The 13,144-nt window shown below is 39.0% G+C and carries 15 protein-coding genes and 1 other RNA gene; 10 read left to right on the forward strand and 6 right to left on the reverse strand.

The window, feature by feature from the left end; translation table 11 throughout:
* Positions 1–21: 21 nt before the first annotated feature.
* The 8 genes from BKM32_RS12490 (at position 22) to BKM32_RS12525 (ending at position 6,951) form a co-directional block, all read left to right on the forward strand.
* The gene (locus tag BKM32_RS12490) at positions 22–588 is read left to right on the forward strand and encodes an aminodeoxychorismate/anthranilate synthase component II (protein WP_076664100.1); all 567 of its coding nucleotides are present in this window, start codon (positions 22–24) and stop codon (positions 586–588) included.
* Positions 589–631: 43 nt separating this feature from the next.
* Entirely contained in the window at positions 632–1,624 is a 993-nt protein-coding gene (gene trpD / locus BKM32_RS12495; RefSeq protein WP_076664101.1) for an anthranilate phosphoribosyltransferase, read from the forward strand.
* A gap of 2 nt (positions 1,625–1,626) precedes the next feature.
* Complete coding sequence (gene trpC / locus BKM32_RS12500) at positions 1,627–2,412, forward strand: indole-3-glycerol phosphate synthase TrpC (protein WP_076664102.1); 786 nt, start codon at positions 1,627–1,629, stop codon at positions 2,410–2,412.
* On the forward strand, positions 2,409–3,053 hold the full coding sequence (locus BKM32_RS12505; RefSeq protein ID WP_076664103.1) for a phosphoribosylanthranilate isomerase: 645 nt from the start codon (positions 2,409–2,411) through the stop codon (positions 3,051–3,053). The genes trpC and BKM32_RS12505 overlap by 4 nt, the downstream gene beginning before the upstream one ends.
* A complete protein-coding gene (gene trpB / locus BKM32_RS12510; RefSeq protein ID WP_076664104.1) occupies positions 3,034–4,215 on the forward strand; it encodes a tryptophan synthase subunit beta in 1,182 nt (393 codons plus the stop codon). The genes BKM32_RS12505 and trpB overlap by 20 nt, the downstream gene beginning before the upstream one ends.
* A gap of 8 nt (positions 4,216–4,223) precedes the next feature.
* On the forward strand, positions 4,224–4,988 hold the full coding sequence (trpA, locus tag BKM32_RS12515) for a tryptophan synthase subunit alpha (RefSeq protein ID WP_076664105.1): 765 nt from the start codon (positions 4,224–4,226) through the stop codon (positions 4,986–4,988).
* Between the two features lie 125 nt (positions 4,989–5,113).
* Positions 5,114–6,538, forward strand: a complete 1,425-nt coding sequence (locus BKM32_RS12520; RefSeq protein ID WP_076664106.1) for a hypothetical protein — start codon at positions 5,114–5,116, stop codon at positions 6,536–6,538.
* A gap of 62 nt (positions 6,539–6,600) precedes the next feature.
* Positions 6,601–6,951, forward strand: a complete 351-nt coding sequence (locus BKM32_RS12525; RefSeq protein ID WP_076664107.1) for a hypothetical protein — start codon at positions 6,601–6,603, stop codon at positions 6,949–6,951.
* A 4-nt stretch (positions 6,952–6,955) separates the two neighbouring features.
* Here the strand turns inward: BKM32_RS12525 and BKM32_RS12530 are convergent, their stop codons facing one another.
* The 5 genes from BKM32_RS12530 to BKM32_RS12550 form a co-directional block, all read right to left on the reverse strand.
* Positions 6,956–7,978 carry a hypothetical protein gene (locus tag BKM32_RS12530; RefSeq protein ID WP_076664108.1) on the reverse strand — a complete coding sequence of 341 codons (1,023 nt, stop codon included), beginning with the start codon at positions 7,976–7,978 and terminating at the stop codon, positions 6,956–6,958.
* Positions 7,979–8,113: 135 nt separating this feature from the next.
* Positions 8,114–8,572: an RNA methyltransferase gene (locus tag BKM32_RS12535; protein ID WP_076664109.1), complete on the reverse strand. Its 459-nt coding sequence runs from the start codon at positions 8,570–8,572 to the stop codon at positions 8,114–8,116.
* A gap of 43 nt (positions 8,573–8,615) precedes the next feature.
* Positions 8,616–8,918, reverse strand: coding sequence for a hypothetical protein (locus tag BKM32_RS12540; RefSeq protein WP_076664110.1), 303 nt, complete (start codon positions 8,916–8,918; stop codon positions 8,616–8,618).
* 165 nt (positions 8,919–9,083) lie between these two features.
* Complete coding sequence (locus tag BKM32_RS12545; RefSeq protein WP_076664111.1) at positions 9,084–9,947, reverse strand: outer membrane beta-barrel protein; 864 nt, start codon at positions 9,945–9,947, stop codon at positions 9,084–9,086.
* A 65-nt stretch (positions 9,948–10,012) separates the two neighbouring features.
* Positions 10,013–10,192, reverse strand: a complete 180-nt coding sequence (locus BKM32_RS12550; RefSeq protein ID WP_076664112.1) for a hypothetical protein — start codon at positions 10,190–10,192, stop codon at positions 10,013–10,015.
* 189 nt (positions 10,193–10,381) lie between these two features.
* On the opposite strand from BKM32_RS12550, the gene BKM32_RS12555 reads away from it, so the two are divergent.
* Positions 10,382–11,149, forward strand: coding sequence for a hypothetical protein (locus tag BKM32_RS12555; RefSeq protein ID WP_076664113.1), 768 nt, complete (start codon positions 10,382–10,384; stop codon positions 11,147–11,149).
* Between the two features lie 97 nt (positions 11,150–11,246).
* On the opposite strand, the gene ssrA is transcribed toward BKM32_RS12555, so the two are convergent.
* Positions 11,247–11,642, reverse strand: a transfer-messenger RNA (tmRNA) gene (gene ssrA, locus BKM32_RS12560).
* Positions 11,643–11,878: 236 nt separating this feature from the next.
* On the opposite strand from ssrA, the gene BKM32_RS12565 reads away from it, so the two are divergent.
* Positions 11,879–13,081, forward strand: coding sequence for an NAD(P)-dependent oxidoreductase (locus BKM32_RS12565; RefSeq protein ID WP_076664114.1), 1,203 nt, complete (start codon positions 11,879–11,881; stop codon positions 13,079–13,081).
* The last annotated feature ends 63 nt before the right edge of the window (positions 13,082–13,144 follow it).

Genomic DNA, 13,144 nt, shown 5'->3' on the forward strand with positions numbered 1-13,144 from the left:
CAGAATTAACGAATAGAGAAAATGAAAAAGATTTTAGTCATCGACAATTACGACAGCTTTACCTACAACCTTGTCCATTATTTGGAAGACTTGGATTGTGAGGTGACGGTAATACGAAATGACCAACTTAGTTTGGAAGACGTGGAGCCTTTCGATAAAATATTGTTGTCTCCAGGACCGGGAATTCCTGATGAGGCAGGGTTATTAAAGCCAATCATTCAAAAGTACGCGCCTACCAAAAGTATTCTTGGGGTGTGCTTGGGGCAACAGGCAATTGGAGAAGTCTTCGGAGGAAGTTTAATCAATTTAGAAACCGTGTTTCATGGCGTGTCTACTCAAGTAACCATTTGTGTGGATAATGAACAACTTTTTGAAGGATTGGATAAAACCATAGAAGTAGGACGCTACCATTCTTGGGTGGTGGCTCCAGACTTGCCAGATAGTTTGGAAGCAACCTCTTATGACAGTAATGGGCAGGTGATGTCCTTACGGCATAAAGTGTACGATGTAAAAGGAGTGCAGTTCCATCCTGAATCGGTTTTGACACCTCAAGGAAAACAAATGTTGGAAAATTGGATCAAGGAATAGGTTTCAATATAAAAAACGAGTTCCAACAAAAGATTTAAAACACATGAAAGAAATATTAAACAGACTTATCAATCAGGAGTACATTTCCAGTGAGGAAGCCAAAGAGGTTTTGGTGAACATTTCCAAAGGGGAATACAACAACAGCCAAATTGCCTCTTTTGTCACCATTTATATGATGCGCGGGATCACGGTGGAAGAATTGAAGGGATTTAGGGATGCTCTTTTGGAACTGTGTATCCATGTAGATTTGGATGATTATGATGCCATAGATTTATGTGGTACTGGTGGCGACGGTAAGCATACGTTTAATATTTCAACCTTGGCTTCTTTTGTGACAGCTGGAGCAGGGGTAAATGTGGCCAAACATGGTAATTATGGAGTCTCTTCGGCGAGTGGCTCTTCCAATGTGTTGGAACATTTAGGTATTAAATTCAGTAATAAAAGAAACTTTTTAAAACGGAGCTTGGACAAAACGGGCATTTGTATTCTACATGCACCCTTATTCCATCCTGCTATGAAAAATGTGGCGCCGATTAGGAAGGAATTAGGAGTAAAGACGTTTTTCAATATGCTTGGTCCCATGGTGAATCCGGCAAAACCTAAATACCAGGCGGTTGGGGTGTTTAATCTGGAATTATTGCGTTTGTATAGTTATTTATACGAAGGTTCCGATAAAGTATATAGTATCGTTCATGCATTGGATGGTTATGACGAAATTTCCTTAACGGGAACAGCCAAAGTGGTGCAAAGGGACGCTGAATTTATGTTGACTCCAGAATCGTTTGGGGTTCAAACCTTAACTTCAGAGTCTATTCACGGAGGTGGCTCTGTGGAATCTTCAGCGAAAATATTCATGCATATTTTGCAAGGTCAGGGCACCGAGGCACAAAACAGTGTGGTATGTGCCAATGCTGCTATGGCCATCGCGACGGTAAAGGGCACCGATTTGGAAACAAGCTATGGAATGGCTAAAGAATCCTTGGAGAGTGGAGAAGCCCTAAAACGTTTTAACCTGTTATGGGATTTAAGTCAGTAGCTATGGATATTTTACAACGAATTATCAAAGACAAAAGACAAGAAGTACAATTCCGAAAAGGACTCATTCCTTTTTCTCAATTGGAGCAATCGGTATTGTTTGGTAGAGCTACGGTTTCCATGTGTGAACGGTTGAAAAATAGTACTTCGGGCATTATTGCCGAGTATAAACGACGGTCGCCATCTAAAGCCGTAATCAATCAAGATACCAATGTGTTTGATGTGGCCAAAGGCTATGAAAAGGCAGGGGCTTGTGGCATGTCGGTGTTAACGGATGGAAAGTATTTTGGTGGCTCTTTAGACGATTTGCTTTTGGCTAGGGCCAGTTGTGGATTGCCATTGTTGCGAAAGGAATTCATAATAGATGAATTCCAAATAGTGGAGGCCAAGGCCCATGGTGCGGATGTCATCTTACTTATCGCTGCAGTATTGAGTAGGAATGAAATCAAACAATTTTCAGAATTGGCAAAAAGTTTAGGATTGGAAGTGTTGTTGGAAGTCCATAACCAAGAAGAGCTTCAAAAATCCCTAATGCCTAGTTTGGATCTGTTGGGAGTTAACAATCGCAATCTAAAGACTTTTGAGGTGAGCTTGGAAACGAGTAAAGAGTTAAGTGCCCTAATTCCTGATGAATTTGTAAAGGTGTCGGAAAGTGGTATAAGCAATGTAGAGGCTATCAAAATATTAAGGTACTATGGGTTTTCGGGGTTCTTGATTGGGGAAAACTTTATGAAAACAAGCAGTCCTGGGGAAAGTGCAATGGAATTTATGAAACAATTGGAGCAATGAAACTGAAGGTATGTGGTATGAAATATTCGGATAATATCAAGGCGGTAGCTGCTTTGAAACCGGATTATTTGGGGTTCATTTTCTATGAAGGCTCTAGTCGATTTTTTAAAGGAACCATTCCTGAAATTTCAGATGCTATTAAAAAGACGGGGGTGTTTGTAAATGCGTCCATTCAAGAGGTCATTAAAAAGGTAACTGATTACGGCTTGAAAGCAGTACAGTTGCATGGCGCTGAATCGGTAACGTTTATAGATGGTTTGAAAAAGGAATTGAATAAGATATCCGATTCATCTGTGGAAATTATTAAAGTCTTCAGTGTAGATAGGAATTTCAATTTTGATAACATCAAACCTTTTGAAACCATGAGCGACTATTTTTTGTTTGATACCAAAGGAGATTTACCGGGAGGCAATGGGGAGCTATTCAATTGGAAAGTTTTGGAGAGTTACCCCTCGGCGAAACCTTATATTTTGAGTGGCGGTATAGGACCAACAGATGTGCCGATATTGAAGCGGTTTTTAAAATCTTCGGCAGCAAAATATTGTTATGCCATAGATGTGAACAGTAGGTTTGAAATTACGGCAGGACATAAGAATGTGAATGAACTAGAAAACTTTATAAATGAGCTACAACGTCAATAACAAAGGATATTATGGGGAGTTTGGAGGGGCCTTTATCCCAGAAATGCTCTATCCAAATGTAGAGGAACTACGTCAGAATTATTTAAAGGTAATGGCTGAACCCGAGTTTCAGGCTGAATTTAATCAATTGCTCAAAGACTATGTGGGCAGACCTTCGCCATTATACTTTGCCAAGCGATTGTCCGAAGTGTATAACACCAGAATCTATTTGAAACGTGAAGACCTTAATCATACTGGCGCTCATAAAATCAATAATACCATTGGGCAGATTTTGATGGCTAAACGCTTGGGTAAAACCCGAATTATTGCCGAAACAGGGGCAGGGCAACATGGTGTGGCAACGGCTACGGTATGTGCCTTGATGGGATTGGAGTGTATTGTATACATGGGAGAAATTGACATTGAAAGGCAAGCACCTAATGTAGCCCGAATGAAAATGTTGGGTGCCACCGTGGTTCCAGCGTTATCAGGAAGCAAGACTTTGAAAGATGCCACTAATGAAGCCATTAGGGATTGGATCAATAATCCTGTCAATACGCACTATATTATTGGGAGTGTGGTAGGGCCGCATCCATATCCAGATATGGTGGCGAGGTTCCAATCGGTGATTTCAGAAGAAATTAAGGAGCAGTTACTAGCACATGAACAAACCTCAAAACCAGACTATGTGGTGGCCTGTGTGGGAGGGGGCAGTAACGCGGCAGGGGCTTACTATCATTTTTTAGAAGACACTTCTGTAAAGTTGATTGCTGTGGAGGCGGCAGGTCATGGGATTGATTCAGGAGAAAGTGCAGCGACTTCGGTTTTGGGTAGAGTGGGGATTATCCATGGAAGCAAAACCTTATTGATGCAGACCAAGGATGGCCAGATTACAGAGCCTTATTCTATTTCTGCGGGCTTGGATTATCCTGGAGTAGGGCCCATGCATGCGCATTTGTTTGCTTCTGGGAGAGCAGAGTTTTTGGCAGCTACAGATACCGAAGCCATGACCGCTGGAATGAAATTGGCGCAATTGGAAGGGATTATACCTGCTATTGAGAGCGCCCATGCTTTGACAGTTTTTGAAAAGAAACAGTTCAATCCCAATGATATTGTCGTGCTCTGTTTGTCGGGGAGGGGAGATAAGGATCTCGATACATACATCAATTATTTTAAGCTATAGAAGATATGATGAACCGCATTCAAACAAAGCTCAAAGAAGATAAAAAGTTACTGTCCATTTATTTTACTGCAGGATTTCCTAACCTAGAGGATACAGCATCCATTATAAATGAATTGGAGCAAAGCGGAGTGGATATGATTGAAATTGGCTTACCATTTAGTGATCCTTTAGCGGATGGCCCTACCATTCAGGCTAGTTCTACTCAAGCTTTAAAAAATGGCATGACCACAGAGGTCTTGTTTCAGCAGCTTAAAAACATTAGGGAGACAGTTTCAATTCCATTATTGCTGATGGGCTATTTCAACCCAATCCTACAATATGGAGTCAAAGAGTTTTGTGAAAAATGTCAGGAGGTTGGAATTGATGGACTTATCATTCCTGATTTACCTGTAGATGTTTATGTAGCAGACTATCAAAAAATGTTTGAAGCCCATGGCTTGCTGAACGTGTTTTTGATTACGCCTCAAACTTCTGAGGAACGTATAAAATTTATCGATTCTATTTCCAATGGGTTTATTTATATGGTGAGCAGTAGCAGTGTTACGGGGAGCCAAGAGGGGTTTGGAGAGGAACAAACCAATTATTTTAAGCGAATTGCCAAAATGCAATTGCACAATGCTCAAATAGTAGGTTTTGGAATTTCCAATAAACAAACCTTTTCACAGGCATCAGCTTATACTAAGGGAGCAATTATAGGGAGTGCTTTTATCAAACACTTAAGAGAAAATAGGGAAGGAACTATAAAAGACTTTGTAAAGACAATTTTGGAATAAAGTTAAAGGGTAATAAGTTGACTTTGAATTTTTAAGTGCCTGTATTTCAGCTTCTGAAGTGCAAGTTTCAGCAATAAAAGTAGTATTTTTATAATAGATTGTTGAATTTAAGTCCTTTGCAGTTAATGAAGCTAAAGTTACCACTATGCGTTTTTATGGTCTTAGGGTGTTCCTTGCAATTGCTCGCTCAAGAAACCAACTACAAGTTTGAAAATTACGGAAACCGTTCGGTGTTGCTCTTGGGTAATGTAACGGGAAGTGTAAACGATTTGGGGCTTACCTATTACAACCCTTCGCGTTTGGCGTTGGCCAAAAACACCACCTTTACCATTAACGCCAAGGCATACGACTACAGCAGGATTCGGCTCAATAACAATGTGGGGCCCGAAGATGCGGCTATCCGCAGCAAAAATTTCGACGGAATTCCATCCATGGTAGCAGGAACTTTTAAGTTTAAGGGCGAACAATTTGCCTATTCTTCATTTTCTAAATTCCGAAACAGTATAGATCTTAATTATGATACCCCATTCAAGGAAGCTGATATTGTTGATATCGTTGAAGGGAATGAGATGTATTCTACACGAATAAAACTCAAAAACGCTGTAAAAGATGAGTGGGTCGGGATTACTTGGGCCAAATCCCTAAATGATCGTTTGAGTATTGGGGTTAGTGGTTTTTTCTCGATTTATAGAAATTCCGGGGGAACTGCTTTAGGTAATACCGTAAAGTATGGAGAAGACAAAGTGGCCTATTTTAATGAGGAAATCAATTACAGTCAGGAATCTTATGGCTTGTTTTGGAAAATTGGTGCCAGCTATCGAGGTAAGGGGGTAGATTTTGGTATGACCATGTCTTTGCCATATTGGGAACTTCTCAGTAATAGCCGATACGGTTACAATAAGGTGATCTCAGGAGTTGGAACAGGAAGTGATCAATCGGTTATAGCAGGATTTAAGGATTTGGATGCCAAACGCAAGCAACCTTTTGGTTTGGCTGTGGGGGCTGGGATTCCTTTAGGGAAAAGCATGTTGCATTTGAATGTGGAGTGGTTTAATGGTTTAAATTCCTACTCGCGTTTTTCCGTGCCGGAATTTGAAATTAGTGATACCGAAACATTATCTCCTGATTTCTATCAAGATTTAAAATCGGTGGTGAATTTTGGAGCTGGAGCAGAAATCTATGTTCGTCATAATTTAAATGCCTATGTCAGTTTCTCGACAGACTATTCTGCTGAAAAGGAAAGTTCCAATTTCTTTGATTTATCCAGTTCCCATGCTAGTTTGCTCAATATGGGAGACGATTTTTTACATATGGCAGCTGGGTTTGATTATTCCCTAAAATGGGGTCGAATCATATTGGGAGGTACATATGCCAATGGTTCTTCTGAATATACGACTTCTCTAAATTTGTTGGGTGAATTTTTGGGAGCCACCAACGAAACTTCAAAATTAGACTATACCAGATGGCGCTTTGTGGTTGGAATTGAAGTGCCATTTTTTGACAACATCATTCCTATTAAAAAGGATGAAGAAAAAGAAGAGGAACCTTGATAGAATAGATATTTCTTTTTTAAGCCTCTGTTTATTGTAGTCCTTCAGTAAGAATTTTCAAAATGAAACAACTCTTGGTTTTGATAATACCTTGTTTATTGCTTTTTGGATGTAAAACCTCAAAAAGTATAGAAGCAATAAACTTTGCTCTTCAGGAAACCCTTTGGAATTATATGGATTCAGATTGGACCTATCAAGTGCGGTTTGAGAAAAATGGCCTATTGGTAACCACCCATCCTAATGATACTTCTAAAGATAATGATACTTGGGAACAGCATGGTGAAGAGGTTATTTTGAAATTTAATGACGGCTTTTCAACATATACAGGAAAAATGATTTCTTCCAACGTCATTGAAGGAACTGCTAAAAGTAAATACGCTACTTGGAAATGGCGTATGGAACGGATTGAATAACTTTTTAATCCAAATAATCCATTACCAATCGGTAGGCATTAGGAAAATTTAATAACTGCGCTTCCAAAATTTCAGGTGCCATAGAGGCATTAGTTGGGTATTGCCCATTTTTAGGCACCAAGCGTCGATAGCCTTTACTGTACACATAAAGTTCCTTCCATTCACCTTTTTGCTTTTGGTCATTTTCAAATGAGGTTATAGGAACATATATTGGTGGTCTGGTAACGGAAATTTCAGAGAGCACTTCCCCAGATTTGTTCAGGATAAACAAATTGCAGCCTCCTGTCCCACAAAGCATGGGGTCCATTACGTAAAGCAGGTATTCATAGTCGCTTGGGTCGTGGTTAAGATCCACCATAGCTTCCAAGAATTTTAGTTTGTCCAAATCTTCTTCGGAATAGCCAAGGTTTTGGGAAGTCATCACTTTTTTTAGTCGGCTTCTATCGGTTGTATTTAAAAAGTGGTTTATAAAACCTTGTTGGTATTCTTTAAATAAGCCCTTGTATATTTCACAATTGATTCTAGGTAGGCTTGCTTCTTGGCCATCCGGAGTTTGATAGCCTAATAAAATATGGTCTTCTTTTATGGCATAGGTTCTTTGTTCTTTGTAAGTTTCACCTTCGGCCAAATATTCCGCTGTAACATCAAATGCCTGCTTGTCTTTGTTCCAAACACCTTTTAGATGTCCTTTGGCTTCATCTTTTCCAAAATAGGATACATAAAATTGACCAGTAACTTTTCCGTCATCATCCTTTTCAAGACGAATGAATTCATAATTGTATTCATTGGGATAGTTAACCGCTTCCGATTTTTGGGCGAAACAAAATAGATGTTCCTCAAATGCTTGTACTGTATCGACGTTCTTTGTTGTGGCTTGGGAAAGCACAGCTTTTTTAATTAAAGAATCACCTTCTTCAATTATTGGATGCTCTTTATCAGATGTTTGAGATTGTTTACAGCTTTGTATAAAGCATAGAAGGATTAAGTAGCAAATTAGAAAGGTATAATAAGGTGTAATCTGTTTCATAATCCACAATATTACTAGGTTGGAACAGGGCTAAGGCTAAGTTGAACTAACGATTTGAACGCTTAGGCTTAGTGAATATAAGTAATTTACATGGAATTGTAACAGAGGACGCTACATCAAAATGAACTCGTGGACTTAGGATCTCGGCTTGCCAATACCTCTGTCGTACATCACGATGCTTCCCGCAACGGAAACATTCACACTTAATTGTGAGTTGAACTTTACTAAGAAATGAGCCTTTTCAATAGCCTTTTTGGAAAGTCCGTGGTCTTCGGCCCCCAAAAGGTAGACACAGCGTCTAGGATGGTGGAAAGTTTCCAAAGGAACGGCATCTTCAGTAAGTTCTACACCCACCAAACGAGCACCTTTAGGCATATTATTGAAAAAATCCTCAAAAGTATCATAATGAAAATAGGGCATGGCCTTTACGGCATTGTGGGTATCACAGGCCTGTTTGGCATAGCGGTTACCAATGGTAAAGATAAAACTGGCCCCCATGTTTTGTGCCGAACGCCATAGCATGCCTAGGTTCTCTGGAGTTTTTCCATTTTGGATTCCAATGCCAAAAAACTCATTTGTAAAGTTATCGTTCATAGGCTGCAAAAATAGGAAAAGCCTAAGCTTTTAAAAAGTATAATTAGGCCTTGGTGTCCAAAATAAGCTTATAATCGCCTTCAAAAATATTGTTGGGGTAGCGGGTTTTCAATAATTCTGCAATATGTGGTAAAGCAAGGTTGTCCAAAACAATTTTCACATCCACACCTTCTTCAGGAATTATCAATACCATGTCCAACCGATTATTGTCATTGGCAAGCTCTTCGTTTTGCAGTACATGGCGAATACCAACCCTTAGGAAATTGAGGTTTTGGCGGATAAGTAGTTCTTCGGCAGCATCTTTTCTTTTGCCACCAAGACGAAGCAGTTCAAATTTTACGTCCATAGTAAGTAGGTTAAATGGTAAGGTGAATTTCAATAATATTTATGGGATTTACAACACAATTTATGAGTCTGTTTACCATTTTATTTCTACCTCATTTAATACCAAAAAAATACCCCCTGTAGATACAGAGGGTAAGAACTTTAAAAGAGTTTAAAAAAAAACAATTTATTGTTTTTTAGATGCCGTTTTGAAGGTATAGGTAATCCCAATGTTGATTCCAAAAGATGAATACGGCACCTTTTGTGCTAGTTTTCTAGAAGGATCAGTATTGTCGTTTGGCAATTCATCTACATAGGTAGTTTCTTTAGAGTATCCCGGAGGCAAGTTGTCCAAAGTATAGAATCCTTCAACGGCCACAGTACCATCAGGTAATACAATATTGGTGTTGAATTCAACAAGTTCAGAGTCTTTTCGCTTTAAGCTGATACCGTAATATTCCGCTTCAGCAAACAAACTAATGTTAGGGCTTACGTCAAACTTATATCCTAAAGCACCTACAAATCCTAAAGGGAATTTTCCGTGGAAATCTTCAACATAATGGGTGTCTGAATAAGACCCTTCCGGAAGGTTTAAAGCGGTAGCTTCTGCAGCTGAGAATACTGATTTTTGATTCACAACAGCTTCTGTTTTTCCGCCAACTTTAATCAAGGCTCCAAAACGTCCGTAAATATTATTGCTAAATCTATAAACCATAGACAAAGAAGCTCCATATGCACGGGCTCTGGCAATAGCGTCCAACTCTAGGTTTGGTAAATTAACCTCAGAAACGGTTTGGTCTGCCCCATGAAGGTATCCAAAACCTAAATCGGCTCCAAAGTGTTCATTAAAGAAATAAGTCCCTCTTAATTGGAAATTCACACCTTCTCCGTAGCTTCCATAAGAGTTCTCGGTAGTAGTAGTGCTCACTTTTTCGCCTAACTTAATTTCAGCACTTCCAATGGCATACCCGCCACTGGCAGAAATTTGCAACTGTGCAAAAGACATACCGCTCAACAATAGGCCAACTACTGTAAATAGTTTTGTTTTCATATTTGTTTGGTAAAAATTTTTGCAAAGATACTACCATTAAACAGCTAGAGCAACAAACACGGGCTCTAGTTTCGGTTTTTATAGGCTTTTATAAGGGATCTATTATAGGCAATGGAGAAAATGACTATCAAAAATTTGTATTTGATAAACGGATTGTTTGGCCAAACATCTGTAAGAGCAATGATTACTAAGGCTAGGGTAATAATGGAAATAACAATTGCTAAAGGTCTTAAAAGTTTGTTCATGTATTAAGCCAGTTTGAATAAACAAGAATTCTATGGTTGATATTGATAATAATAAAAGTAGATTTTTTGTTGTAACTTTATAAGACTTCCTGAAAACATGAAACAGTACTAATTAATTGGCAAACAATAGAAACACCTTGAGTTGCCTCCGTGAAACGAGGTGGGTGCAACCAATTTAAATGTATTGTCATGAATACTCATACAGTAACTGCCGCTCGCTCCAATATTAAATCTTTTGAGCATTATTTTTTCTCTATTTCGGCTATTCTATTTTTTATTATTTGTGTTTTAGGTTTTTCTGCTAATATTTTTAGGAGAGTAGACGAAGGCAATATGGAGGTGTATCCATTATTGATATTGCACAGTGTTTCAGCAACACTCTGGTTATTGGTGTTTATAGCACAAACGCAATTCGTGTTTTGGAATCAATTTAAATACCACCCTAAACTTGGGAGATGGGCCGTAATCATTTTATTGGTTTGGCTGACCTCTTCTATATTGATATCACTTACTGACCTTTCAAAATGGGGTTATCCTGATAATTTCTTTACCGATGAAAAGGTGAGGAGGGGATGGGGAAGGTTAATGGGGAATGATTTATTAGATTTTCTATATACTGCAGGTATGATAAGCATTGGTATAATAAATAGAAAAAGGCCATTTCTACATAAACGCTTCATCTATTATGGTACTTTATTGATGGTGGGAGCAGGCATTGCTCGTTTGCCAGTTGCCTTTGGAATGGAAAGAGGAGACTTTAGTTTTGTGTTGCCTTTATTATTGCCTTTGCCTTTATTGCTGTATGATTTAATTGGTCAAAAGAAAATCAATTTTAAAGTATGGGCATTGTCTTTGTTTCTAATACAATATTTTGATGGACAAGCATATCGATTTTTAAATCGTAACGTGTTTAATACACAAGAATGGATTGATTTTTGTATTGCTATTAACTTTTAATCTCAGCAATAGGTGTTAAGAAGGAATTTTAAAAATGACTGAATAAATTAAGAATAAAAAACAAACCCCCTGTAAAAACAGGGGGTCTGGGATGTTTTGGTGGAGTCGGAGAGAATCGAACTCTCGTCCAAACAAGTAACTAAAGAGCTTTCTTCACGCTTAGTCTTTTCTTGTGTTTTCGATTGCAACCTGGCTAAAGACAGCCTAGCGACAACTTATCTTTTTTAGTTTCAAAAGCAGGTCAAAGCGCCCTACTTTCTATATTGACATTTACGATGCCTCAAAATGGAACGCCGTCAATCAAGGCTTTCCGGAGACATTTAGCTTGTACACCTTGTGTACCTAGGCAAATCTTACTATAATTCAGATTAAGCAGCTAAAGCGTAGTTATTCTCGCCGTTTAAAAGTTTGACCTAGCCTTTAACGTGTTTCAAAGTCATTACACGACGTGCTTACCGTTTAATTAATCTCGCTGTCAAAACCAGTCGACCCCAAGGTAATCATATCACTTCTAGAGTTGGTCGAGAAGTGGGCGTTTCCCTTACGGGGCAGGCTTTCGCAACTCGCTTTTTTGGGCGCTTCTCCCAAAAAGAGCTCATACAAATTGCTCAATCCTTAACGCGGATGCAAAGTTATTAAAAAGTTTGTATAACCATACTATTCCACTTATTTTCGTGCAATCATTATACCAAAGCGGTATGTGTCAGTTACCTTAAATGCTTCATTGTTATGAAATTTGCCATCATCAAGGAGCGTAAATCACCACCGGATAGACGTGTGGTTTTTTCGCCCGAAACCCTAAAAAAAGCGAGTCAGTTATTCCCTCAGGCCACTTTTAAAGTGGAAGCTTCCAATATTAGGGTGTTTCCGGATGAGGCATATCGCAGTCAAGGATTTGAGGTGGTTCACGATGTTAGCGATTGTGATGTGTTGATTGGTGTAAAGGAAGTTCCTGTAGATTACTTGATACCAAATAAATCCTATTTCTTCTTTTCGCATACCATTAAAAAGCAACCTTACAACAGGGATTTGCTGCGTTCCATTTTGGAAAAAAACATCACGCTTTATGACCACGAAACCATTGTTAGGGAAAATGGCGCAAGACTCATAGGTTTTGGACGTTATGCAGGCATTGTTGGGGCCTATAATGGATTCAGGGCTTGGGGCTTGAAACATGATGCTTGGAATTTACCTAAAGCCGAGACCTTGGCAGACCAACAGGCTTTGATAGCACAGCTTAATACCATTGCCTTACCTCCAATAAAAATTTTGCTTACAGGAAGTGGTAAGGTGGCAGGAGGTGCCAAGGAAATGTTGGATGCCATGAATATTAAACAGGTTGAGGTAGCGGCCTATTTGGACCAAACTTTTGATGAACCTGTATATTGTGTTATTGATGTATTGGATTATAACAAGCGCAATGATGGACAAGTGATTGATAATTTGGACTTCTTCAATCATCCAGAAGCTTATGAATCCAACTTTATGCGCTTTGCCAAAGTCACCGATTTCTTTATTGCGGGTCATTTTTATGGAGATGGTGCACCTTATTTGTTTACTCGGGAGGATGCCAAATCCAAGGATTTCAATATTTCAGTAGTGGCCGATATTAGTTGTGATATCGATGGACCAGTGGCAACCACTATTAGGCCATCTACCATTGCAGAGCCAATTTATGGTTACGAACCACAAACCGAAACCGAAATCGATTTTAAAGATTCTAAAGCAATCGTTGTCATGGCAGTAGATAATTTGCCTTGCGAATTGCCTAAAGATGCCAGCGAAGGTTTTGGAAGTTTGTTTTTGGAGTATGTGTTGCCTGCATTTTTTAATGCCGATAAAGATGGTATCTTGCAGCGAGCAAAGGTGACCGAGAATGGTAAGTTAACTGAGAGGTTTGCTTATTTGCAGGATTATGTGGATGGGAAATAATTCTTTGTAAAAATAGAAGTATAAAATAAGTCAGTTGGAGTGTTTTTTCGAATTGCAATTGAG

This window comes from Mangrovimonas sp. DI 80 (assembly GCF_001975575.1).
Taxonomy (GTDB): Bacteria; Bacteroidota; Bacteroidia; order Flavobacteriales; family Flavobacteriaceae; genus Mangrovimonas_A; species Mangrovimonas_A xylaniphaga.